20 protein-coding genes are annotated in these 24,572 nt (G+C 36.7%); 15 read left to right on the top strand and 5 right to left on the bottom strand.

The genetic code is table 11. The annotated features are described in order from the left end of the window. Window positions 1-11 precede the first annotated feature (11 nt). The 11 genes from RNZ46_RS02890 (at window position 12) to purL (ending at window position 15,055) form a co-directional block, all read left to right on the top strand. Window positions 12-287, top strand: coding sequence for a co-chaperone GroES (locus RNZ46_RS02890; protein WP_311939713.1), 276 nt, complete (start codon window positions 12-14; stop codon window positions 285-287). 123 nt (window positions 288-410) lie between these two features. After that, window positions 411-2,042: a chaperonin GroEL gene (gene groL, locus RNZ46_RS02895; RefSeq protein WP_316983891.1), complete on the top strand. Its 1,632-nt coding sequence runs from the start codon at window positions 411-413 to the stop codon at window positions 2,040-2,042. Between the two features lie 99 nt (window positions 2,043-2,141). Then, window positions 2,142-2,786, top strand: coding sequence for a DUF6090 family protein (locus tag RNZ46_RS02900; protein ID WP_316983892.1), 645 nt, complete (start codon window positions 2,142-2,144; stop codon window positions 2,784-2,786). A gap of 160 nt (window positions 2,787-2,946) precedes the next feature. Further along, a complete protein-coding gene (locus RNZ46_RS02905) occupies window positions 2,947-3,651 on the top strand; it encodes an esterase family protein (protein WP_316983893.1) in 705 nt (234 codons plus the stop codon). 21 nt (window positions 3,652-3,672) lie between these two features. Then, on the top strand, window positions 3,673-4,647 hold the full coding sequence (locus RNZ46_RS02910) for an ATP-grasp domain-containing protein (RefSeq protein WP_316983894.1): 975 nt from the start codon (window positions 3,673-3,675) through the stop codon (window positions 4,645-4,647). Window positions 4,648-4,655: 8 nt separating this feature from the next. Next, a complete protein-coding gene (locus RNZ46_RS02915) occupies window positions 4,656-5,753 on the top strand; it encodes a carboxylate-amine ligase (protein ID WP_316983895.1) in 1,098 nt (365 codons plus the stop codon). A gap of 10 nt (window positions 5,754-5,763) precedes the next feature. Next, complete coding sequence (locus RNZ46_RS02920; RefSeq protein ID WP_316983896.1) at window positions 5,764-6,585, top strand: type 1 glutamine amidotransferase; 822 nt, start codon at window positions 5,764-5,766, stop codon at window positions 6,583-6,585. A gap of 6 nt (window positions 6,586-6,591) precedes the next feature. Next, a complete protein-coding gene (locus RNZ46_RS02925) occupies window positions 6,592-7,791 on the top strand; it encodes a hypothetical protein (RefSeq protein ID WP_316983897.1) in 1,200 nt (399 codons plus the stop codon). 112 nt (window positions 7,792-7,903) lie between these two features. Then, entirely contained in the window at window positions 7,904-9,118 is a 1,215-nt protein-coding gene (locus RNZ46_RS02930; protein ID WP_316983898.1) for an RsmB/NOP family class I SAM-dependent RNA methyltransferase, read from the top strand. A gap of 6 nt (window positions 9,119-9,124) precedes the next feature. Then, a complete protein-coding gene (locus RNZ46_RS02935; protein ID WP_316983899.1) occupies window positions 9,125-10,936 on the top strand; it encodes an endonuclease in 1,812 nt (603 codons plus the stop codon). 429 nt (window positions 10,937-11,365) lie between these two features. Next, window positions 11,366-15,055, top strand: a complete 3,690-nt coding sequence (gene purL, locus RNZ46_RS02940; RefSeq protein WP_316983900.1) for a phosphoribosylformylglycinamidine synthase — start codon at window positions 11,366-11,368, stop codon at window positions 15,053-15,055. A 906-nt stretch (window positions 15,056-15,961) separates the two neighbouring features. Here the strand turns inward: purL and lysS are convergent. The 3 genes from lysS to RNZ46_RS02955 form a co-directional block, all read right to left on the bottom strand. After that, complete coding sequence (gene lysS / locus RNZ46_RS02945; RefSeq protein WP_316983901.1) at window positions 15,962-17,653, bottom strand: lysine--tRNA ligase; 1,692 nt, start codon at window positions 17,651-17,653, stop codon at window positions 15,962-15,964. Between the two features lie 311 nt (window positions 17,654-17,964). Then, a complete protein-coding gene (locus tag RNZ46_RS02950; protein WP_316983902.1) occupies window positions 17,965-18,489 on the bottom strand; it encodes a sigma-70 family RNA polymerase sigma factor in 525 nt (174 codons plus the stop codon). Between the two features lie 256 nt (window positions 18,490-18,745). Next, window positions 18,746-19,507, bottom strand: a complete 762-nt coding sequence (locus RNZ46_RS02955) for a YoaK family protein (protein ID WP_316984956.1) — start codon at window positions 19,505-19,507, stop codon at window positions 18,746-18,748. A 181-nt stretch (window positions 19,508-19,688) separates the two neighbouring features. Between RNZ46_RS02955 and RNZ46_RS02960 the strand changes: the two genes are divergently transcribed. After that, entirely contained in the window at window positions 19,689-20,180 is a 492-nt protein-coding gene (locus RNZ46_RS02960) for a metallophosphoesterase family protein (RefSeq protein ID WP_316983903.1), read from the top strand. A 163-nt stretch (window positions 20,181-20,343) separates the two neighbouring features. Further along, window positions 20,344-20,772: an FKBP-type peptidyl-prolyl cis-trans isomerase gene (locus RNZ46_RS02965; protein WP_316983904.1), complete on the top strand. Its 429-nt coding sequence runs from the start codon at window positions 20,344-20,346 to the stop codon at window positions 20,770-20,772. 261 nt (window positions 20,773-21,033) lie between these two features. Here the strand turns inward: RNZ46_RS02965 and RNZ46_RS02970 are convergent, their stop codons facing one another. After that, a complete protein-coding gene (locus RNZ46_RS02970) occupies window positions 21,034-21,444 on the bottom strand; it encodes a DUF4293 domain-containing protein (protein ID WP_316983905.1) in 411 nt (136 codons plus the stop codon). A gap of 196 nt (window positions 21,445-21,640) precedes the next feature. Between RNZ46_RS02970 and rho the strand changes: the two genes are divergently transcribed. Together rho and RNZ46_RS02980 are read left to right on the top strand one after the other, a co-directional pair. Continuing rightward, the gene (rho, locus tag RNZ46_RS02975; protein WP_316983906.1) at window positions 21,641-23,281 is read left to right on the top strand and encodes a transcription termination factor Rho; all 1,641 of its coding nucleotides are present in this window, start codon (window positions 21,641-21,643) and stop codon (window positions 23,279-23,281) included. A 358-nt stretch (window positions 23,282-23,639) separates the two neighbouring features. Beyond that, entirely contained in the window at window positions 23,640-24,068 is a 429-nt protein-coding gene (locus tag RNZ46_RS02980; protein WP_316983907.1) for a hypothetical protein, read from the top strand. A gap of 21 nt (window positions 24,069-24,089) precedes the next feature. Here RNZ46_RS02980 and RNZ46_RS02985 read toward each other — a convergent pair whose 3' ends face one another. Then, window positions 24,090-24,491: a hypothetical protein gene (locus RNZ46_RS02985; protein WP_316983908.1), complete on the bottom strand. Its 402-nt coding sequence runs from the start codon at window positions 24,489-24,491 to the stop codon at window positions 24,090-24,092. Between the last annotated feature and the right edge of the window lie 81 nt (window positions 24,492-24,572).

A 24,572-nucleotide genomic window follows, 5' to 3' on the forward strand; every position in this document is an offset into this window, starting at 1 on the left:
AAAATATCACAATGAGCTTAAACATTAAACCATTAGCAGATCGAGTTGTTATAGAGCCCGCTCCTGCTGAAACAAAAACAGCTTCAGGAATTATTATTCCGGATAACGCTAAAGAAAAACCACAAAAAGGAAAAGTAGTAGCCGCTGGAAAAGGTACAAAAGACGAACCTATTACCGTAAAAGTTGGCGACACTGTTTTATATGGTAAATATGCCGGCACGGAGCTTAAGCTTGAAGGTAAAGATTATTTAATTATGCGCGAAAGCGATATCCTAGCAATTGTTTAATTGCAAATTCCAAAAAACTAAAAAAATAAATTCCAAAATCCTTAAATTGAAAATTCAGTAATTCCTTTTGGAATTTAGTATTTGAATTTTGAGATTTAAAAATTTTAAACAAAATTTTTCATTATGGCAAAAGATATAAAATTCGATATTGACGCACGCGACGGATTAAAACGCGGTGTTGATGCATTGGCAAACGCAGTAAAAGTAACTTTAGGTCCTAAAGGGCGTAACGTTATTATTAGTAAATCTTTCGGAGCACCGCAAGTAACCAAAGACGGTGTTACGGTTGCAAAAGAAATTGAATTAGAAGATGCACACGAAAATATGGGTGCACAAATGGTAAAGGAAGTAGCGAGCAAAACCAACGATTTAGCTGGTGACGGTACAACTACGGCTACCGTTTTAGCTCAGGCTATTGTAAAAGAAGGTTTAAAAAACGTAGCTGCCGGTGCCAACCCAATGGATTTAAAACGCGGTATCGACAAAGCTGTTGCTGCGATTACCAAAGATTTAGAAAAACAATCTAAACAAGTTGGTAATTCGTCTGAAAAAATAAAACAAGTCGCTGCCATTTCAGCTAATAACGATGATACTATTGGCGAACTTATAGCGAAAGCTTTTGATAAAGTTGGTAAAGAAGGTGTTATTACCGTTGAAGAAGCCAAAGGCATGGACACCTATGTTGATGTTGTTGAAGGCATGCAATTCGATAGAGGCTACTTATCACCTTACTTTGTAACCGATGCTGATAAAATGATTGCCGATTTAGAAAATCCATACATTTTATTATTCGACAAAAAGATTTCGAATTTAAATGAGATCTTACCAATTTTAGAACCGGTGGCACAATCTGGTCGTCCATTATTGATTATTGCCGAGGATGTTGACGGACAAGCCTTAGCAACTTTAGTGGTTAATAAATTACGTGGCGGACTTAAAATCGCTGCCGTTAAAGCGCCTGGTTTTGGTGACCGACGTAAAGCCATGCTTGAAGATATTGCTATTTTAACCGGTGGAACCGTAATTTCTGAAGAAAGAGGATTTACTTTAGAAAATGCAGATTTAAGCATGTTGGGAACTGCTGAAACCGTAACGGTTGATAAAGACAATACAACCATTGTAAATGGTGCAGGTAATGCCAAAGACATCAAAGCGCGAGTAAATCAAATTAAATCGCAAATTGAAACCACCACTTCAGATTACGATAAAGAAAAGCTTCAAGAGCGTTTAGCTAAATTAGCTGGCGGTGTTGCTGTACTTTACGTTGGTGCTGCGAGCGAAGTGGAAATGAAAGAAAAGAAAGACCGTGTTGACGATGCGTTGCATGCTACTAGAGCTGCCGTTGAAGAAGGTATTGTTGCCGGAGGTGGTGTGGCGCTAGTGAGAGCCATATCGGTTTTAGAAAAAATCACAACCGAAAACCTGGATGAAGTTACAGGTATTCAAATTGTATCACGTGCCATTGAGGCGCCTTTACGTACCATTGTTGAAAACGCAGGTGGCGAAGGCAGTGTGGTTATCAACAAAGTTACTGAAGGCAAAAAAGACTTTGGTTACGATGCAAAATCTGAAACTTACGTAGACATGCTTAAAGCAGGTATTATCGACCCTAAAAAAGTAACTCGTATTGCATTGGAAAATGCAGCATCGGTGGCTGGAATGATTTTAACAACCGAGTGTGCTTTAATCGATATTAAAGAAGATGCACCTGCTATGCCTCCAATGGGTGGCGGCGGAATGCCCGGAATGATGTAGTAGAAAGCATCATACAAAAACACATTAAAACGCCTCAATTAATTTTGAGGCGTTTTTTATTGCCCAATTTTTCATAGCTTTAAACAAACGAATCAAAAAATGAAAAAACAATTTAAATATGCCATTGGCGAAATACTCATTGTCATCGTTGGTATTTCCATTGCATTTAGCATAAACAAATACGCAGAAATTCAAAAAAACAATGCCTTAAAAAAGCAATATTTGGAAAACATAAAAAGCGATATTGAAATTGACAAACAACATCTACAAAACAATTACGATGCCATCGAAACTAAAATTACAACCCTAAACGAGGTCATTCCATTATTAAATACAGATACTTCCGTTAGCGGAAAATCTATTTTTAAAATATTTAAGGTGTTTAGTTTAACCGAATTTTATCCCAAAGACATCACCTATCAAACCATGATTAACTCGGGCGATTTTAAACTTATTGATGATTTTGGATTAAAGACCGCTATTGAGGAACACTATTCAAATTATAAATCCATATTAAAAGATTATGAAAGGCAAGAAATAATCCACAAAGACTATTTAGGAAAATATATGATTTACGATATGGATTTTGATGCCATGAGAAAAGGTGCATCCGGATTAAAAGATGAAAAACTTTTTAAAAATATTTTGCAAAGCATGAGTGGTTCGCTCCTAATTAAAAAGAGCGCTACAGAACGAGGTATTAAAAGCTGCGATAGTTTGCTGAATATTTTAAATAAAGTTTAAGAGACGGCTAAAACGTCATTCAAGTAATTTTAAAAAAACCATCTTATTGAAAGCTAAATATTTAATCCTTATATTTAATAATCAAAATAAATTCCACAGCTATTATTATAAATTGTATTTTCGCGGGCTTTATTTTTTTATCTAACTAAAAATCAATCCATTGAAAGAAGAATATCATAAATGGTACTCACCTACTTTAAGTAAAGACACCGAAATGCTCGTATTTGGTCATGCCGGATATCCACTTGTTTTATTTCCAACAACGTCGGGTCGCTACTACGAGTGTAAAGATTTTAAACTCATAGAATCCGTAAGGTGGTTTTTAGAAGAAGGCTTGGTTCAAATTTATTGTCCGGATAGCATCAACGAGTTAAGTTGGTACAACAAGGGCATTCATCCCGCCGATAGGGTAAAAAACCATATTTGGTTTGACGAGTTTGTGCTTAACGAAATAGTCAATCCCATTTGCAATGAAAAAGGGTTGCCCAAAGTGGCCGTTGCCGGTGTGAGTTTTGGGGGTTATCAAGCGGCAAATTTCGCCTTTAAGCATCCCTATAAAGTGAGCCACATGTTTAGTTTAAGTGGTTCGTTTGATATTAAATCTTTTTTAGATGGTTATTATGATGACAATGTGTTTTTTAATAATCCCGTAGATTTTTTACCGGGTGCCAACCATCCTGACCTATGGAAAATGAAGATAATCCTTGGCGTAGGCGAATGGGATATCTGTTTGGATTCCAATAAACAATTGGCTAAGATACTGAGCGATAAAAACATCCCTTTTTGGTTTGACGAACGTAAATGGGCAGAACACGATTGGCCGATTTGGAGACAGATGTTTCCGCACTATTTATCAAAAATATAACTAACCTTTAACTATAATTTTATGAGAAAAATTGGTATTTTATTTGGGCAGGAAAACACATTTCCACAGGCATTTATTGATCGGGTTAACGAAAAAATTAAAGATCAAGGCATTAAAGATATGATGGCCGAAGCGGTTTTAATTGAAACTGTTGAACAAGCCAAATCAGACGAATATGCCGTAATTATTGATAGGATTTCACAAGATGTTCCGTTTTACAGAGCCTTTTTAAAAAACGCTGCCATTACGGGAACTGCTGTAATTAACAATCCGTTTTGGTGGAGTGCCGACGAAAAGTTTTTCAATAATGCCCTAGCCGAAAAAATTGGCGTTCCTGTGCCAAAAACCTTTATACTGCCAACTTCCCATAGGCCACCCGATACCGATGAAAACTCATTTAGAAACATGAAATATCCTTTTAATTGGGAAAAAATGTTTGAAACCATTGGCTTTCCTGCCTACATGAAACCTCACGATGGTGGCGGCTGGAAAAGTGTTTACCGTGTTGAAAGTCCTGAAGATTTATGGAAAAAGCATGGCGAAACCGAAAATTTAGTGATGATGCTGCAAGAAGAAATTAACTTTACCGAGTATTTTAGATGCTATGTTTTAAATACCGACAAGGTTCATATTATGCAATACGAACCTCGTAATCCGCATCATTTACGCTATGTTATTGATGGCCCTCCTGTAAAACAAGAAACGTTAGACTTGGTTGAAAAATATTGTATTCGATTAAACAAAGCCTTGGGTTACGATTTTAATACCGTGGAGTTTGCCATAAGAGACGGCATTCCGTATGCCATCGATTTTTGCAATCCAGCGCCCGATGCCGACATCCATTCCGTGGGACAAGAAAATTTTGATTGGATTGTGGAAAACGCTGCAAACATGGCTATTGAAAAAGCGAAACTATACAAAAAAGGGAAAATGAATTTAACATGGGGCACTTTTGTTAAAGATCAAATTACCGGTAAAAAAACACCACTTAAATAATCATGTTTATGGATTTTACATTAGGCATAGAAGAAGAATACCAGGTAATAGACCCTGTATCGAGAGAATTGGTTTCTCACGACCAGCAAATAGTTATTGAAGCCGAAAAAGTTTTAGACGAGCAAGTTAAGGCCGAAATGCACCAAGCGGTTGTAGAAGTGGGCACCAATGTTTGTAAAAACGTTACCGAAGCCAGAGCAGAAATTAAACTTTTACGCAAATCCATTTCAAACATTGCCAAAGATTTAGGTTTTAGAATTGGAGCCGCAGGGACACACCCCTTTTCAGAATGGGAAAAACAACTTATCACACCCAATCCACGTTACGATGAAATTGTAAACGAGCTTCAAGATACGGCTCGTTCCAATTTAATTTTTGGACTTCACGTACACGTTGGGATAGAAAACAAAGCATTAGCACTGCACCTCACCAATGCCATGCGCTATTTTTTACCGCATTTGTACGCCCTATCCACAAATTCACCGTTTTGGGAAGGCAGGAACACGGGGTTTAAGTCGTTTCGCTCTAAAGTATTCGATAAGTTCCCGAGAACAGGAATCCCCGGCGTTTTTGATAATTTAACAGATTACGAAAACTATGTAAACCTTTTGGTAAAAACAAAGTGCATCGATAATCCTAAAAAAATATGGTGGGATATTAGAATTCATCCTACCTATCCAACTCTGGAAGTACGAATTTGCGACGTCCCAATGTCCATAGACGAAACCATAAGCATTGCCGCATTAATTCAAGCTATAGTTGCAAAACTCTATAAATTGAAAATGCAAAACTTAAATTTTATCACCTATCACAGAGCTTTAATCAATGAAAACAAATGGCGTGCAGGCCGTTATGGTTTAGATGGCAAAATGATTGATTTTGGTAAAGAATGTGAGGTTGAAACACGACTGCTAATTGAAGAGTTATTGGAGTTTGTTGATGACGTTGTTGATGAATTAGGCTCAAGAAAAGATATTGAAAACATAAGAAATATAATCAAAAATGGTACGGGTGCCGATAGGCAACTTGCCGTTTTTAACGAAACAAAAGATTTAACCAAAGTAGTGGATTATATCATAGAACAAACTATTTTTGGCACAGATTAAAAATATGATAATGCAGAATGAAAAATTAAAATTAGCAATTTTAGACATGAACAACGATGAGCCCAATCAAGGCTTACGTTGTATTGTAGATATTGTTAAATCGTTTAATATTGAAGTAGACTACCAAGTTTTTAACGTTAGGGCAAAAAACGAATTGCCCGATTTAAACTTTGATATTTATATTTCAAGCGGTGGTCCGGACAGCCCTTTGGAAGAAGGCGCTTGGAGGCAACCTTACTTAAATTTAATACAACAGCTTTGGGATTTCAACCTTAAATCCTACGGCAAAAAAAAGTATGTGTTTTTTATTTGCTACTCCTTTCAAGTGGTGTGCCATTATTTTGAGTTGGGCGAATTAAAACCACGTAAAAGTACGTCGTTTGGTATTTTACCAATTCATAAAACAGCAGCCGGAAAAAAAGATATTCTTTTAGAAGGACTAGACGACCCGTATTACGCCGTAGATTCCCGCGATTGGCAGCTGGTGCAACCCCGCTTAAACGTGTTTAAAGAACACGGCGCATCAATATTAAGTCTTGAAAAAATCCGAACACATGTAGAGTACGAACGCGCAATTATGGCGGTTCGGTTTTCGCAAGAATTTGTGGGCACACAATTTCATCCCGAAGCGGACCCTATTGGGATGCATACCCATTTTTCAGAAGATATCAATAAACAAATCGTAATTACCAATTTTGGTGAAGCCAAGTACAAAAGAATGATGGATAGAATGGATGACCCAGACAAAATCATTAAAACCTATGCCCATATTTTACCAACATTTATTCGATTGGCTATTGAGCAAAACAAGCAACAACTCATAACATCTTAGGTTGATATGATAGAAAAATATCGTAAAGCATTTAATAACAACTTTAAACAGGAAACCTATCAGGCTTTATTGCATAGTATCAATCAAAAATTTGATTATACCGCACCATTCAAAATTGCCGAAACGCCAATATTTATTCCAAATGCATTAAAAAAACGTTTGGTTGATGCTTGTAACGATATCATGTCGGTAATCAATCAACCTAATTTTAAAACCTTAACCGAAGGTGCATTTTTCGATACAAAAAATAAGATTCCAAATGAAGATGAACACTCCAAGTTCGTGCAATTGGATTTCGGGATTTGCTTAGACGAACAAGGCGAACCCACACCCAAACTTATCGAGCTGCAAGGGTTCCCATCGCTTTACTGTTTTCAGCATCTTTTAGAAGGCATGTATAAAAAACATTATAATATTCCGCAGCATCTTTCCATACATCCAACCGGCATCACTTCACTTGAATTTGTGGAGTTGCTACGTACAGAAATCGTTGGAGACACCAACCCAAAGCAAGTCATTTTATTAGAAATTGAACCCGAAAAACAGGCCACGGCTATCGATTTTTATTGTACCGCAAACCTATTGGGCATTAAGGTTTTGTGCATTAGTAAGTTGATAAAAAAAGGCAAAAAACTATTTTATTTAGATGATCATGGTGATGAAATACAGGTTTTAAAAATTTATAATCGCATTATTTTTGATGAATTGAATCAGCGTAACGACTTAAAACGCGCATTCGATTTTAAAGATGAAGTGGATATTGAATGGATTGGGCATCCCAATTGGTTTTTCAGGATTAGCAAATACACCATGCCTTTGCTAAAAGGCGATTATGTACCAAAATCCTATTATTTAAATCAATTGGAAAGCATACCTGAAGATTTAGAAAACTATGTTTTAAAACCACTCTATTCCTTTGCTGGCGCTGGTGTACAAATACACGTAACCCGAGAAATGATAGACGCCATAAAAGATAAATCCAATTATTTATTACAGGAAAAAGTAGCTTATCATCCTATTATTAAAACACTTGACGCACCTGCAAAATGCGAAATACGCATGATGCTATTGCATTGCAAAAAAGAGAATAACACTAAAATTGTAAGCAATCTGGTGCGTTTAAGTAAAGGCGAAATGATAGGGGTTAAATACAATAAAGACAAAACTTGGGTGGGCGGAAGCACTGGTTTTTTTGAAATGACTTGATTTTCAGCTTTTAATCTCGGAGTCTTCAACGGGTAAACATAAATTTAATCCTAAGCTATTATTATTAAACACATAAACTTTTAACGTACCTTTGCAGCCTTATTTACACACGATGCGATTACACAGAAATTTATGCTTTGCCGTTATTGATGGTTTAACCCTAATTTTTAACGAAGGAAAATATGCCGATAAAGTTATTCAACAACTTTTAAAACGCGATAAACGTTGGGGCGCGCGCGATAGGGCTTTTGTTGCCGAAACCACTTATGATATTGTTAGATGGAAACGTTTATATGCCGAAATAGCCGATGTTAAAGAACCGTTTGACAGAGATAACCTGTGGCGAATGTTTGCGGTTTGGGCAACCCTTAAAGGCATAAAACTACCCGATTGGAAATATTTTGAGGGCACGCCTTTGCGTAAGATAAAAGGCCGTTTTGATGAGTTATCGAAAGTTAGAAAATTCAAGGAATCCATCCCTGATTGGATGGACGAAATAGGGCGCAAAGAACTAGGCGATGCTGTTTGGACTAAAGAAATTGCGGCGTTAAACGAACAAGCCGACGTTATTTTAAGGGTTAACACGCTTAAAACGACCAAAGAAAAACTTCAAACCGAATTATTCGATTTAGATATTGAAACCGAATTTCTAAATAATTACCCAAGTGCCTTAAAACTAAAAGAACGCGCTAATGTATTTTCTACCGAGGCGTTTAAAAAAGGGCATTTCGAAGTGCAGGATGCCTCATCGCAATTAGTCGCTGAGTTTTTAAATGTAAAACCTGGTATGCGTGTGGTTGATGCCTGCGCTGGAGCTGGCGGAAAAACTTTGCATATCGCGGCCTTAATGGAAAACAAGGGGCAGATTATTGCTTTGGATATTTACCAAAATAAACTTAACGAACTAAAAAGACGCGCCAAACGAAACGGCGCACATAACATTGAAAATCGTGTTATTGACTCTACAAAAGTCATTAAAAAATTATATGATAAAGCCGATCGTGTTTTAATTGATGCCCCGTGCTCTGGCTTAGGCGTACTGCGTAGAAACCCCGATGCCAAATGGAAATTACAACCCGATTTTATCGAAAAAATAAAAAATACACAACAAGATATTTTACAGCAATATTCCAGAATGGTAAAAGTAGGCGGACAAATGGTTTATGCAACTTGTTCGGTATTACCGTCTGAAAATCAGAAACAAGTAGATAAATTTTTAACATCCGATACCGGAAAAAGTTTTATCTTTATAAAAGACAAAAAAGTGTTGGCCCATAAATCTGGGTTCGATGGTTTTTATATGGCGCTTTTAGAAAGAAAAAACTAAACCTAAATGAAACATCTGTACTTGCTGTTTTTATTAATTGCCTGCATTTCGTATGCGCAATTAACGCCTCCTACAAACTTGCAGGCCTATTATACGGATGTTGATTTTTCTAAAACACAAATGGATTTATTTAATGATTTGGCTACTAAAACGGTTGCAAAACACACCAATTTCCTTTCGTATACTCCAGGGATTTGGGAAGCCGCTAAAGTTACTGATGAAGACCCATTAAATAACGCAAACGTATTATTGATTTACGGCTATAATGATGCCGATGGCAATTATGTAACAGATAGATCCAGGAGCAAAACATTAAACGGAGGAAGCAATGGCACTCAATGGAACAGGGAGCACACGTTTCCAAATTCTTTGGGCAACCCCAGATTAGATACTAACGGCACCAATAACGCACCTTATGCAGATGCTCATAACCTAAGACCGTCTGACATTCAAATGAATCAAGATAGAGGTAACAGAAAATTTGATGATGGTAGTGGTAATGCGACTGAGGTTGGCAGTAATTGGTATCCCGGAGATGAATGGAAAGGCGATGTTGCCAGAATAATCATGTATATGTATTTAAGGTATGGCTCGCAATGCTTACCTTCTTTTGTTACTGTAGGCACCACAAATTCTGTGGATACTAATATGATTAATCTCTTATTGGAATGGAATGCCGAAGATCCTGTTTCATCAATTGAAGATGCTAGAAATACCTATCACGAAAACACCAGCAACACCTATGCGCAAGGAAACAGAAACCCATTTATAGACAATCCTTATTTAGCAACTGTAATTTGGGGAGGCAGTCAAGCTACAAATCGCTGGGGCAGTAATCCGCCCGCCGATACCGAAGCACCAACGACGCCAACGAATTTAATGGCTTCAAATGAGACAGCCACGACCGTGGATTTAGATTGGACGGCTTCCACGGATAACGTAGGTGTTACAGCGTATAACATATATGTGGATAACGCTTATTATGTATCTACAAATTCTTCTGCAACAAGTTTTACCGTTACAGGCTTATCATCCGAAACAACTTATGAATTTGCCGTTTTAGCAACAGATTTTGCAAATAATGCTTCGGCTTTAAGCACGCCCGTTAACGCAACAACTTTAGCCGCTGGAGGCGGAAACGCTTGCGCTTTTGAAACTTTTGAAAACATGCCGGCAGCACATAGCCAATATTTAGATAGAACGTGGACCGGTGACGATGGCGGAACATGGGTTGCCACCGAGGCAAGAACCGATCAGGTCTTAAACAATAGGGCAATTGCTATAGATATTAGAGGTTCGAGCGCAGGTTCTATTACGTCGCCTAATTTACCCAATGGCGTGGGCAGTTTAACCGCTTCAACACAACGTGTGTTTTCAGGTGGTACAGGAAATTTGGATGTTAAAGTTAACGGCAATTTAGTAGGCACTTTACCTTATAGCGATACCGTTCAAACTACTACAATTTCAAACATAAATGTTACCGGAAATGTAACAATAACCATCTCCGAATCCACTTCTGGAGGAGATCGCGTAATTATAGATGATTTAACATGGACCTGTTATCCGGCATTAAGTACAGAGGATGAAAATTTGAATAATTTAAAAATATTTCCCAACCCATTAAATGGCCCTATTTTAAATATTAGCACGGTTGAAACTATTAAATACACCGTTTACAATATTTTAGGAAAACCAATACTTTGGGGTGTTTTAAACAGAAACAATCAAACGGTTAATGTTTCTAATTTAAAGCGGGGTATTTACATTATTAAAATGGATTCGGACAAAGGAAGTATTTCTAAAAAACTTATTAAGTAAAAACCATAAATAATAAGACCTGACAGGTTTAAAAAACCTGTCAGGTCTGAAAAAACAAGTTTATACATTTTAAATTCCTGTCTTCGCAAAAATGAGAAAAACACGGGTTAAACAACCCTGTAGGCGGATAGGTGCGTTAGGGATTGCAGCGGCATCCTTTTTTTTTGGAAAAACACCTAAATTTAACTTAAGAACTAGATTTATACAGATTGCTACGTCGCCTACTCCTCGCAATGACGTAAAAAAAAGATATAGCGGAAAGCCCGACCCTACCGATAGCTATCGGGAGGGTAACGCCCAAAAACAAAAGTGCCTGTTAAAAACCCATTAATAACTCTAAATTTTCCGGATCATATTTTTGCTTAAAATTCCACTAAAAAGAAGTAAATTTGCACTTTATTAAAAACAACACAATCTAACTTATACATAATGATTCATTTCTTCGGAAACCAAAACAGTAAAATATTTGCTGTTCAAGTAACAAAAGAATTATCAGCTCAGGCTATCTCAAAATTAGAGTGGCTATTTGGCAACCAACCAAAATTAGAACAAGCATCCTTAGATGCTTTTTTTGTTGGCCCTCGCGCTGCAATGATTACGCCATGGAGCACCAATGCCGTAGAAATTACCCAAAACATGGGGATTGAAGGTGTGTTCAGAATTGAAGAATTTAAGGCGGTTGCCGAGGATTTTAAAGATTACGACCCGATGATTTCGGAAAAATTTAAAGGGTTAAATCAAGCATCGTTTACCATTGATATTCAACCGGAATCTATTTTAACCATTGAAGATATCGCTGCTTACAACCAACAAGAAGGTTTGGCGCTGAGCGATGAGGAAGTTGAATACTTAAATGGGGTGAGCAAAAAAATAGGACGGCCATTAACCGATTCGGAAGTGTTTGGATTCTCACAAGTGAACTCCGAACATTGCCGACATAAAATTTTCAACGGGACTTTCGTAATTGATGATAAGGAAAAACCAACATCACTTTTTAAGCTTATTAAAGAAACCTCAAAGCAACATCCAAACGATATTGTTTCGGCTTACAAAGACAATGTTGCTTTTATAAAAGGGCCTAAAGTGGAACAATTTGCGCCAAAACGTGCCGATATTCCAGAATATTATACCACTCAAGATTTTAACTCGGTTATTTCGCTTAAAGCGGAAACCCATAATTTCCCAACAACCGTTGAACCGTTTAACGGTGCTGCAACAGGTTCTGGAGGCGAAATTAGAGACAGACTTGCGGGCGGAAAAGGCTCGTTGCCATTGGCGGGAACAGCCGTTTATATGACATCGTATTCACGTTTGGAAGAAAACAGACCTTGGGAACAAAAATTTGAAGCACGCGAATGGCTGTACCAAACGCCCATCGATATTTTAATAAAAGCATCAAACGGCGCATCCGATTTTGGAAACAAATTCGGGCAACCATTAATTTGTGGTTCGGTATTAACCTTTGAGCATGATGAGAACAACGACAATTCCACAAGCTCAGTGTCCGCACGTAAACTAGGATTCGATAAAGTCATCATGCAAGCTGGTGGCATTGGTTACGCCAAAGCGGAGCAAGCCTTAAAGGACACACCAAAAAAAGGTGATAAAATAGTTATTTTAGGTGGTGAGAATTACCGCATCGGGATGGGTGGTGCCGCAGTATCCTCGGCCGATACGGGCGAGTTTGAATCAGGCATTGAGTTAAATGCGGTACAACGTTCCAACCCCGAAATGCAAAAACGAGCGGCAAACGCTATTCGAGGCATGGTGGAAAGTGATGAAAATCATATAGTTTCCATCCACGATCATGGCGCTGGCGGACATTTAAATTGCTTGTCTGAATTGGTTGAAGATACAGGCGGACATATCGATTTAGATAAACTTCCGGTGGGCGACCCCACATTATCCGATAAGGAAATTATTGGTAACGAATCTCAAGAGCGCATGGGATTGGTTATTGGAGAAAAACACATAGATACATTAAAGAAAATCGCAGAACGAGAGCGTTCACCCATGTACACCGTTGGTGATGTTACTGGAGACGATCGCTTTACATTTCAGTCTAAAACCCATGGTAATAAACCTATGGATTTAGCTATGGAAGACATGTTTGGCAGTTCGCCAAAAACGGTAATGACCGATAAAACGATAAAACGAAATTACAGCGATGTAACTTATAATTCTGATAATTTTTATGATTATTTAGATCAAGTTTTACAGTTAGAAGCTGTGGCTTGTAAAGATTGGCTAACCAATAAAGTTGACCGTTGCGTTGGTGGTAAAGTAGCCAAACAACAATGTGTTGGTGCTTTACAAATACCGCTAAACAATGTTGGTGTAATGGCATTGGATTATAAAGGAAAAGAAGGTATTGCAACTTCCATTGGGCACTCGCCTATTTCTGGATTAATCAACCCCGTTGCTGGTAGCAGAAATTCGATTACCGAAGCATTAACCAATATTATTTGGGCACCTTTAAAAGACGAATTGAAATCCGTTTCATTATCGGCCAACTGGATGTGGCCTTGTAAAAATGAAGGTGAAGATGCGCGATTGTATGAGGCGGTTGAAGCCATTTCAGAGTTTGCTATCGATTTAGGGATTAACGTCCCAACAGGGAAAGATTCGCTTTCCATGAAGCAAAAATACCCTAACGAAGAGGTTATTTCTCCTGGAACCGTTATCATTTCAGCCGCTGCAAATTGTGATGACATCACCAAAGTGGTCGAGCCCGTTTTACAAAGAAATGGAGGCGATATTTATTATATTAACCTATCACAAGATCATTTTAAATTAGGCGGAAGTTCGTTTGCGCAAATCCTAAATAAAATAGGAAATGAAGCTCCAAATGTAAAAAATGCATCTTATGTTAAAAATGTATTTAACACCATTCAACAATTAATTAAAGACGAGCTAATTGTTGCGGGGCACGATGTGGCTTCGGGTGGTTTAATTACTACCTTATTGGAAATGTGTTTTGCTGACACTAATCTTGGAGCCGAATTGGACATTACTGCTTTAAATGAAAAAGACTCTCTTAAAGTGTTGTTTGCTGAAAATTCAGGCATTGTGTTTCAAGCGAAAGATGCCTCTATTGAAACTATTTTAACTGATGCTAATATTGAATTTTTCAACATAGGAACAGTAACAGAATCTGATGTTTTGAGCATCATCAATGATACAAATGTGTTTACCATGACGGTGTCTCGCTTAAGGGATATGTGGTATAAGACCTCTTACCTTCTCGACCAAAAACAAACGGCAAATGGTTTAGCAGAAGACAGATTCAATAATTATAAAAATCAACCTTTACAATACACATTTCCAAATCATTTTACCGGAAAACTCCCCACAATTGATTCGAAAAAACCAAAACCAAAAGCTGCGATTTTACGTGAAAAAGGAAGTAACTCCGAGCGCGAAATGGCAAACGCCATGTATTTAGCTGGTTTTGATGTAAAAGATGTACACATGACCGATTTAATTTCTGGTCGTGAAACTTTGGAAGATATTCAATTTATAGGTGCTGTTGGTGGTTTTAGTAATTCTGATGTTTTAGGTTCTGCAAAAGGTTGGGCAGGTGCTTTTAAATACAACGAAAAGGCCAATACGGCTCTTAAAAATTTCTTTAATAGAGAAGACACGCTTTCTGTTGGAATATGTAACGGCGCGCAACTTTGGATGGAATTGGATTTAGTGAATCCAGAGCACGATGTACACGGAAAACTAACGTATAACGATTCCAAAAAACACGAAAGTGCGTTTACATCGGTTAAAGTTCAAGAGAATAATTCGGTGATGCTTTCAACACTTGCAGGAACCACTTTAGGGGTTTGGATCTCTCATGGCGAAGGCAAATTTAGCTTACCTTATGCTGAAGACAAATATAATATTGTTGCTAAATATGGTTACGAATCGTATCCTCATAACCCAAATGGTTCAGACTTTAATACGGCCATGATGTGCGACAAAACGGGGCGCCATTTAGTTACGATGCCACACATTGAACGCTCTACATTCCAATGGAATTGGGCCCATTATCCTCAAGACAGAAAAGACGAAGCATCGCCGTGGTTGGAAGCTTTTGTTAATGCCAGAAAGTGGATTGAAAGTAAATAATAAAAAAGGCTGTCTGAAAAGACAGTCTTTTTTATTTTACAATTTTTCTGGTAAATCCATAACTTTAAAAACGAGCATAAAAGTAGTTTTAAGACCTATGTCCAAGACCAATTAAGTCCTTTGCCACCAAGTTATTATAGTCTTTTCCCTGTCAGCCATCCGGTTCCAATCGTAACATTTTTATAGACAATGTAGATGTTTGCGCACTGGAAAAAGTTATAATGGAGGTGGATGTCAATATCGAGGGCGTTGCCAATCGTTATACTTTTTTTTGGGGCAAGTTTATAAAAAACTAGCAAAGGACATATCTAAAAGCAAAATTAAAAAACACCACAATGGCCATATTGAGAACTATGACGATAACCCCGAAACTCTTACAGCTGACACAAGCTGTTGAAGCGAAGAAAACTTTACGGATTTAAAAGACAAAGAAATAACACCTGTGTAAAAAACAATTACTTCCATAAAAAAATCAACAAGACAAGAAGAAAGTAAAAATCAACCCTTTGCATCCAGACCAGATGCGCTACAACACAGAAACGGGCACCAAGTAATGCCCCATGAGACAAGCGATGGCTAACATTTGACCGCTATAAAAAGAAAACAAGGTTATTGGGGCATTGAAGCTGTGTTTGGCAACATAAAACATAATATGAACCTTAAGCAATTTATTTTAAAGGGAATAGATAGGATAAATGTTGAATTAGGTATAACGGTAAGGCCTATAAGCTTAACCAATATAGTTTAACTATCTAGGTCAACTTTTCCATTTTTAACTAAGTCGATTTATACCTAAAATATAAAATATCTTACAGGATAAGATTAAACCATAAAATAAAAACGCCTAAAAATTACTTTTTAGACGATTTCTTTTTTATTATAATCCCTCTTGTAAAAAAGAGTGCTCTAAACGAGCTCAACAAACAAGCCATCATCTGTTTTTTCAACTTTAGCTAGTTTGTTTTTAGTCAATTCCTTAATGGTTTTGTCCCATTTTTTATTCGATAAACCCGACTGGGATTTTAAATCGTTCAAATTTAATTTCTCAGCTTTTTTAAGTATTTCCAGAACAGCTTTTCCTTCATCACTCAAAGCAACTGCTTTTTTTTCTGGACGCATTTGCGGAAAGAATAAAACCTCTTGAATCGATTGGTTATTGGTTAAAAACATAATTAATCTATCCATACCAATGCCCATGCCCGACGTTGGAGGCATGCCGTACTCTAAAGCACGTAAAAAGTCGTGGTCTATAAATTCTGTGGCTTCATCATCGCCTTTTGCGGCCAATTTTAATTGGTGTTCAAAACGCTCGCGTTGGTCAATAGGGTCGTTTAATTCAGAGTAAGCATTGGCGATTTCCTTACCACAAACCATCAGCTCAAAACGCTCAGTTAATTCTGGATTATCGCGGTGCTCTTTACACAACGGGCTCATTTCTTTCGGGTAATCCGTTATAAATGTTGGTTGTATATAGTTGCCTTCACATTTTTCGCCAAAAATCTCATCAATAAGTTTGCCTTTGCCCATGGTATCGTCAACTTCAACACCAAGGTCTTTTGCTGCATGTCTTATTTCGTTTTCCGTTTTACCGGTAATATCAAATCCTGTGAAATGCTTAATCGAATCGGCCATCGTTACCCTAGCATAGGGTGCCTTAAAATCTATCTCGTGGTCGCCAAATGTTGCTTTTGAGGTACCGTTTACGGCAACGGCACAGTGTTCCAACAAGCGTTCACAGAAATCCATCATCCAATTGTAATCTTTATAAGCGACGTAAATTTCCATGGCGGTAAACTCAGGGTTATGGGTTCTATCCATGCCCTCATTTCTAAAGTTTTTAGAAAACTCGTAAACCCCATCAAAACCACCAACAATCAATCGTTTTAAATACAACTCATTGGCAATACGCATATACAAAGGCACGTCCAAAGCGTTGTGGTGTGTAACAAACGGACGTGCGGCAGCACCACCGGGAATGGGTTGTAAAATAGGTGTTTCCACCTCAAAATAACCAGCGTCGTTAAAAAAATTACGCATGGCATTAAATAATTTGGTGCGTTTTACAAATACGTTTTTTACATGCGGATTCACCACTAAATCAGCATAGCGCTGTCTGTAGCGTTGCTCTGGGTCGGTAAAGGCATCGTAAATTTTTCCGTCTTTTTCTTTGGGCAATGGCAAAGGTTTTAAAGCTTTACTTAATAAAGTAAAATCCTTAACCTTTACGGTTTTTTCGCCCACTTGAGTGGTAAACAATTCGCCTTCAATCCCAACAAAATCGCCAAAATCCAGAAGTTTTTTAAACACCTCGTTGTATTTGGTTTTGTCTTCGCCCGGGCAAATTTCATCCCTGTTAAAATACACTTGTATCTTGCCTTCAGCATCTTGTAACTGCGCAAAACTTGCTTTACCTTGTACCTTAATTAGCATTAACCTTCCGGCAATTATTACCTTTTTACCTTCCTCAAATTGGGCGTTTATTTGTTTTGAGGTGTGGTTTACGGGATATAAATCTGCAGGAAACGGATTAATGCCCATTTCACGTAATTTTGCTAACTTCTCTCTTCGTACAAGTTCTTGCTCTGATAATTGCGACATAGTATAAATGCTGTGTGTAAATTTTAAGGCGCAAAGATACTATTAAAACAGCTCTTTTAAAATTAATTTTTTTGGCGTTACCTTTGCCCTTCGTCCCGAAAGCTTTCGGGAGCGCTCAGGGTGTCAGGTCGGGCTATTCGCTATATCTTTCTTGTGCTGAACTGGTTTCAGTATCTCATCAAATATTTCAATATATTTTAAAGTAAATTTTATATTAAACTTTATAGTTGAGCACAAAAAAGGATGCCGCATCTATCCCTAACGCGCGTATTTGCCGGCTTTATCCTTACAGAAAAAACAGTGTTTATTAATTAGGTTTTGCACATTGCACAGTTCGATTCTCCAATTAACTTACCGTTTTTATCAAGCTCGTATTTACAACATTGGTTAAATTGTTTCTTTAAAATACCTTTCGCTCGTTTTACTCTAACTTTCACGTTCTCAAGACTTATATCCATTGCTTTGGCAACGTCTTTTTGTTTTTTTCCTTGTATATAAATCAGTTCGATAACCTGTTTGTAAATGTCGGGCAAATCATTTATAAATTTATCGAAACAGCAAATGTGTTCGTATTTTTGTAAATGAGCATCATTATCCTCGCCCAATTTGGGCACGTAATTAGACTCTTTATTGAAGTGATTGTTTATTTCGTTACGCGCAATCTGGAAAACCCAAGCTTTTACTTTTTCTTCTTTTTTTAACTGGGATAAATTGGCATGAATTTTTAAGAATGTATTTTGGAAAATATCGTTTGTAGCATCTTTACTTTTCACTTTTTTAAGAATGAAAAAATAGAGCTCATCACTAAAATTGTTCCATATTTTTTGTGTTTCCATATTCAAAAATAAATAAAGGTTGGCTTAAAAACCAACCTTTATTTAATTTAGCAACAAGTGCATTTATCACATTCGCATTTCGTACACTTACAGTTGCTTTCTAAACAATTTCCGCAATTACATTTAGTGCAATCGCAGTTTGTACATTTACAATTATTCATAATTTTAATTTTTTTTGGGTTCATAAGGTAGACTGTAAAACCTCAAAAAAGATACATTTTTTTTAAATTATTATTAAAAACTTCTCCTAATCCGTTTAAATCAACTTATTATTGGTTTTATAACGTTGTTTTTGCTTAATCCTTCGTTTAGCTTTTAAAAATCCATACCTCATATTATTGTAAAATAAACTTATTAGTAAAATAAAAGCGCCAAAAATTAACGTGTTTAACTTCCAATTAAGTTCTGCATAAAAAAATCCACCAACCAATCCGCCAGCGAAAAAGAATGAAATAATATAAATTCTCAATATAATATTCGCTTTAAGTTTTTCTCGGTTCGGGTATAATTTAGGAAAAAACATTTGTGAAATCTCTATGCCTAAATCGGTAAAAAGTCCCGTAAGATGGGTTGTTCGCACGACAGCATTCGAAATTTTAGTAACAAATGAGTTTTGGAGTCCCATGGCAAAAAGCAGCAAGCATACAACCAAATCAGAAGATTTCATTTCAATAACATTGCTTAATAGACCGATGGATGTTAAAATTAAACATTCAATTAACGTGGGTATAAAAAAAACATTGAGCTGTTTGTTTTTCCTGAATTTTATAATGAGAAAACTGGATGAAAACGAACCAAAAAGAAACGAAAATATGTAAAGAAAATATATCGTGCCTTTCCAAAATTCTAAATCGGCAACATCATTAATAAATTGTGAAAAATGCCCCGTAACATGAGTCGTTAATTGTTTAAAGAACAAAAAGCCTGTAACATTTACAATACCTGCAACAAAGGCCAAAAACGTAGCAATTCTCAGGTTGTGTCTTAAAGTCCTCGTTCTCCCTTGATGTCTAAACATTCTGTCTTCATTTAGTTTGGTGTTTTCATACGGCACGCGATGTTCTTGCAAATAAATTGCAATAAAATATTATATATCCGAAGGTAAACGAATTTAGAGTTTTTTTCTGATAAAGTCAATAAAGAATTATCATCAAATAAAAGAAATAGTCATAACTTTACATCTGAAATATCCTATATTAATGACCAAAATATTGCTACTTTCCGATACGCACGGCTATATGGACAACGCCATTTTAAAATACGTAAAACAAGCTGACGAGGTATGGCACGCTGGCGATATTGGCGATTTAAAAGTTACCGATGCCATAAAAAAGCTAAAACCTTTACGGGCGGTTTACGGCAATATTGATGACACTAAAATTAGAACCGAATTCCCCGAACACAACCGTTTTATGTGCGAAGATGTAGATGTTTGGATAACCCATATTGGCGGTTACCCAAAGGCGTATAATGTTAGGGTGCGCGAAGACATAAGACTGAATCCGCCAAAACTATTTATCTGCGGGCATTCGCATATTTTAAAAATAATGCCCGATAAAAAACTGAATTTACTGCACATGAATCCGGGTGCGGTTGGTAAGCATGGGTTTCATAAAAAACGAACCATGTTACGTTTTACCATCGATGGCAAAAAAATCGATAACTTAGAGCTTATAGAATTTCCGACTTAAAAACAGCATAATAAAGCGTACGGTTTTATAATGACACTTTAACAACGCCATTTTAAGGCTGTTATGTTAATTTTTTCACAAACTCAAGCATTTATTGACTATTATATTGGTAGCCCATTCATAAATTGTAGTTTTGCAGCAATTGAAAAAAAGTAAACAAATTATGAGTCAAGTAAAAGAAAATGATACTGTAAAAGTACATTACACAGGAAAATTAAATAATGGTCAAATTTTTGACAGTTCGCTGGAAAGAGAGCCTTTAGAAATTACATTAGGGCAAGGGATGTTAATTCCTGGTTTTGAAAAAGGTATTATTTCAATGGAATTAAACGAGAAAAAAACCATCAATATTCCTGCAGCAGAAGCTTACGGCGATGTACAGGAAAACATGTTTCATAAAGTACAAAGAGACCAATTACCACAGGAAATTACACCTGAGGTTGGTATGGGATTAGCTTCAAAAAATCCTGATGGATCTGAAGTACAGTTTCGTGTAGCCGAGGTTAATGACGATTATATTATTGTTGATGCCAATCACCCGTTGGCAGGCCAAGATTTAACATTCGATTTGGAACTTATTGAAATAAAATAACCATTCGTTATTATTAAAAAACAAAAAAAGCTTAGATATTTATCTAGGCTTTTTTTATGCCGCAATCGGATAAATAATCCCATTTCCTAAGTCCATCTCATGGAGAAGCCAGCAGTTTCTGTCACTACAAAAATGCACACAATATTATTATATATTGAGTTAAACGTTTCCCTCCTTTGGAGGGATTAAGGGAGGCTTTAAAAAAAAGCCCAAGGTCTTCACCTTGGGCTTACGCACTAATACTACTAAGATATAAGGTTTTTATCGCAATCGATCTACAGATTTTACAAGATCCTCATCCTTCTTAATGGCTTTATTGGCTAATGCCAAAAACACGATAGAAACGATAGGAAGAAGCATCCCAATACCTTTCTCAGAAACCGCCGTTTCTCCAGATACGTTTAGAGATTGATACACAAAAAATCCTATTAAAAAAAAGTTTAATATGATGTTAAGGCGCCCCAACATAAATTGAGACTTCCTGTTTTTATATCTAAATATGGCTACAACTGATAAAAATGCCGATGTTAAAAAGGCCGCAAACACATAATTAATATCGGCTGCAAATACTTTTTCATCATTGGATGTTATCCATAATTCAAACACATAAATCAGTCCTGCAGATACGCCTGCGGCAATTAAAAGATATACGGTTTGTATGCGTTGTAACATAAGTAATTGAAAAACTAGACCGCAAAAATAATAGTTTCTTTTTTAAAATAAGTCCAAAAAATTAAAATAAAGTTGTATAATTGCAGTAATGATTCCCAACAGCCACTATCGCAGGTTGTTAGTTCTTCAAATTAAAGAAATCATTTTCAGAATATTATCAAAATTATACGCAACATACTTATTCAATTAAACATAAATGTTTGAAATTTCACAATTAAAAGAAAAGAAACTCACTGATTTACAGGAGATTGCTAAAAAATTGAACGTCCCAAAATACCGTTCTCTAAAAAAATTAGATTTAGTTTACCAAATACTGGACCAACAAGCGGCCGACCCAAAAGCAGTAACCGCAGCCATAGAGCCCAAACAGACTTCAGAGGCTGCCACCGATAAAAAACCAGAACCAAGAAAACCCAGACAGCGTATACAAAAGCCCGCTAAAAACGAGCCAGCGAAACGCGAAGACAAACAAAATAAAGAAAGCAAAACAACTGAAGCAAAATCTACAGAGGTTACTCCAGATAAAAAAGAAGAAAGAAAACCAGCGCACAAACCCAATCCCAGACCATCTAACGATAATAAAAAGGATAACCAGCAAAAAAGCAATCAGAAAAAAGATAGCAACCAACAACATAAAAATCAGCATAAAAACCAGAAAAACGGTAATATTGATAAAGGCAACAAGGATAGCAGAAACCGTTATCGGGAGCCAGATTTCGAATTTGATGCGATTATTGAAAGTGAAGGCGTTTTAGATATCATGCAAGATGGTTACGGTTTTTTACGCTCATCAGATTACAACTATTTATCTTCACCAGACGATATATATGTATCGCAATCGCAAATCCGTTTATTCGGTTTAAAAACCGGAGATACCGTTTTAGGGCATGTACGTCCGCCAAAAGAAGGCGAAAAATACTTTCCGTTAATCAAAGTCAGTAAAATTAACGGGCAGAACCCAAATGTTGTTAGAGACCGCGTGTCTTTCGAGCATTTAACACCGTTATTTCCACAGGAAAAATTTAATATAGCCGAAAAACAAAGTACCATTTCAACACGCATCATGGACTTGTTTGCACCCATTGGCAAAGGGCAACGTGGTATGATTGTATCGCAACCAAAAACAGGTAAAACCATGTTATTAAAAGACGTGGCGAATGCTATTGCGGCAAATCATCCGGAAGTGTACCAAATGATTTTATTGATTGATGAGCGCCCAGAAGAAGTTACCGATATGCAACGTAATGTACGTGGCGAGGTGATTGCTTCAACCTTTGATAAGGAAGCGCACGAACACGTAAAAATTGCAAACATCGTTTTAGAAAAAGCAAAACGATTGGTTGAATGCGGGCACGATGTGGTGATTCTATTAGATTCCATTACACGTTTGGCGCGAGCATACAATACCGTGCAACCAGCCTCTGGAAAAATACTAAGTGGTGGTGTTGATGCCAACGCACTACACAAACCAAAACGCTTTTTTGGTGCAGCACGTAATATTGAAAACGGCGGCTCGTTAACCATTATCGCAACAGCGCTTACCGAAACAGGCTCTAAAATGGACGAGGTAATCTTCGAAGAATTCAAGGGCACCGGTAATATGGAGCTGCAATTGGATAGAAAAATATCTAACCGCAGAATTTTCCCTGCTATCGATTTAACATCGTCAAGCACTCGTCGCGATGATATTCTATTGGACGACAACACCATTCAACGTATGTGGGTCATGCGCAAATATCTTGCAGACATGAACCCTGTTGAAGCCATGGAATTTATTAACGAGCGTTTCAAACAAACTAGAAACAACGAGGAGTTCTTGATTTCGATGAACGGATAATTCCCAAAACACATAAAAATTCAAAAGCCTTAATGTAACAGTTAGGGCTTTTTTATGGCGTTACACTCCCGACAGCTCCCGATGGCCATCGGGAGCTGTCGGGAGGTCGCGCTATCCGCTATATCTTTTTTTTCGTCAAAGCATAGGAAGGACGACTGTTGCTATCTGTTAAGTTTTTGTTCTAAACAAAGTGCCATTTCTTTCTTTCAAAAAAAAGGATGAGTTTATCCTGAGCTTGTCGAAGGGCTACTATCGCTAACGCGGGTTAGCAACTAATTTTAATGTTTTTTATAAAACTTCAGGCTGAATGTTAAAAAATGAAATGTATTATCTTGTTCCAATCAACTAACCAAAAAGCATGAAAACCACATTATTAATTCTAGCATTCCTTTTAAGTATAAATGCCGCTAGTCAAAATTTAGAATGTCGAGATTTTAAGAATGGAACATTTATAATGACTATTGAAAACCCCTTACCATCTGTATCCAAAATAATACGCCGAGGCCATCAGCAAACAGAAATTTTAATAGAAAAACCAAAGGAATTGGAAGCCATGGACATACCCAACAAATTACATGTTACAATTAATTGGATAGACAATTGCACGTATATTGCTACCTTTAATTCAGCAAAAACCAACCTTAAAGATTATCAAAAATTCATTAATGATAACGGTGGTGTTTTGGTCGAAAAAATTAAAATTGAAGGCCGCTGTTTCTTCTACCGTTCCACTTTAAAACTTAAAGAAGAATCCATAGTCATCCATGGCAAAATATGTAAAGAGTAAATGGTGATTTTAAAAATAAAATCAATAACCATTCAAAAGATCCCTGTACTCTTTTAAATCTGCAATATTCGATTTATTGTTTAAGTTTCTTATAAGCGAAATTAAATATTTAAAACTCTCAACCGGAGTGGCATCCGTGGTTTCAACCGCAACTTCTTCTTCTATGGGGTCATCATTCGGAATTGGTATATAGAATGAGTTGTTGGCTTCAATATGCTCGTAAGATAACCTAAGTACCTTAACTACCAAAGGGATTTGTTCCTCTAAAGCAAAGGTTCTTAACGCTTTAATATCGTCTATTAGTGTAACTGTATCAAAACCTGTTTCGTCAAGGTTTTTAAGAATTTTATCTATTAATAAAATGGCGTTTTTATTTTCCAAAGGTTTGTAATTATAAGATTGAATAACTTCTAATGATTGCAAATTTATATCTTTAAAATTCTTTTTACACTATAACATCCTTAAAAAATTCCATAAAAAAAGCTTCTCATTTCTGAGAAGCTT

It is taken from the genome of Hwangdonia lutea, from assembly GCF_032814565.1.
Taxonomy (GTDB): Bacteria; Bacteroidota; Bacteroidia; order Flavobacteriales; family Flavobacteriaceae; genus Hwangdonia; species Hwangdonia lutea.

Coding starts and splice junctions, on each gene's coding strand:
- RNZ46_RS02900 (WP_316983892.1), top strand. CDS start 2,142: ATGAAAAAACAATTTAAATATGCCATTGGCGAAATACTCATTGTCATC.
- RNZ46_RS02915 (WP_316983895.1), top strand. CDS start 4,656: ATGGATTTTACATTAGGCATAGAAGAAGAATACCAGGTAATAGACCCT.
- purL (WP_316983900.1), top strand. CDS start 11,366: ATGATTCATTTCTTCGGAAACCAAAACAGTAAAATATTTGCTGTTCAA.
- RNZ46_RS02965 (WP_316983904.1), top strand. CDS start 20,344: ATGAGTCAAGTAAAAGAAAATGATACTGTAAAAGTACATTACACAGGA.
- RNZ46_RS02955 (WP_316984956.1), bottom strand. CDS start 19,507: ATGTTTAGACATCAAGGGAGAACGAGGACTTTAAGACACAACCTGAGA.
- RNZ46_RS02950 (WP_316983902.1), bottom strand. CDS start 18,489: ATGGAAACACAAAAAATATGGAACAATTTTAGTGATGAGCTCTATTTT.
- RNZ46_RS02925 (WP_316983897.1), top strand. CDS start 6,592: ATGATAGAAAAATATCGTAAAGCATTTAATAACAACTTTAAACAGGAA.
- RNZ46_RS02970 (WP_316983905.1), bottom strand. CDS start 21,444: ATGTTACAACGCATACAAACCGTATATCTTTTAATTGCCGCAGGCGTA.
- rho (WP_316983906.1), top strand. CDS start 21,641: ATGTTTGAAATTTCACAATTAAAAGAAAAGAAACTCACTGATTTACAG.
- lysS (WP_316983901.1), bottom strand. CDS start 17,653: ATGTCGCAATTATCAGAGCAAGAACTTGTACGAAGAGAGAAGTTAGCA.
- RNZ46_RS02920 (WP_316983896.1), top strand. CDS start 5,764: ATGCAGAATGAAAAATTAAAATTAGCAATTTTAGACATGAACAACGAT.
- RNZ46_RS02935 (WP_316983899.1), top strand. CDS start 9,125: ATGAAACATCTGTACTTGCTGTTTTTATTAATTGCCTGCATTTCGTAT.
- RNZ46_RS02910 (WP_316983894.1), top strand. CDS start 3,673: ATGAGAAAAATTGGTATTTTATTTGGGCAGGAAAACACATTTCCACAG.
- groL (WP_316983891.1), top strand. CDS start 411: ATGGCAAAAGATATAAAATTCGATATTGACGCACGCGACGGATTAAAA.
- RNZ46_RS02960 (WP_316983903.1), top strand. CDS start 19,689: ATGACCAAAATATTGCTACTTTCCGATACGCACGGCTATATGGACAAC.
- RNZ46_RS02890 (WP_311939713.1), top strand. CDS start 12: ATGAGCTTAAACATTAAACCATTAGCAGATCGAGTTGTTATAGAGCCC.
- RNZ46_RS02930 (WP_316983898.1), top strand. CDS start 7,904: ATGCGATTACACAGAAATTTATGCTTTGCCGTTATTGATGGTTTAACC.
- RNZ46_RS02980 (WP_316983907.1), top strand. CDS start 23,640: ATGAAAACCACATTATTAATTCTAGCATTCCTTTTAAGTATAAATGCC.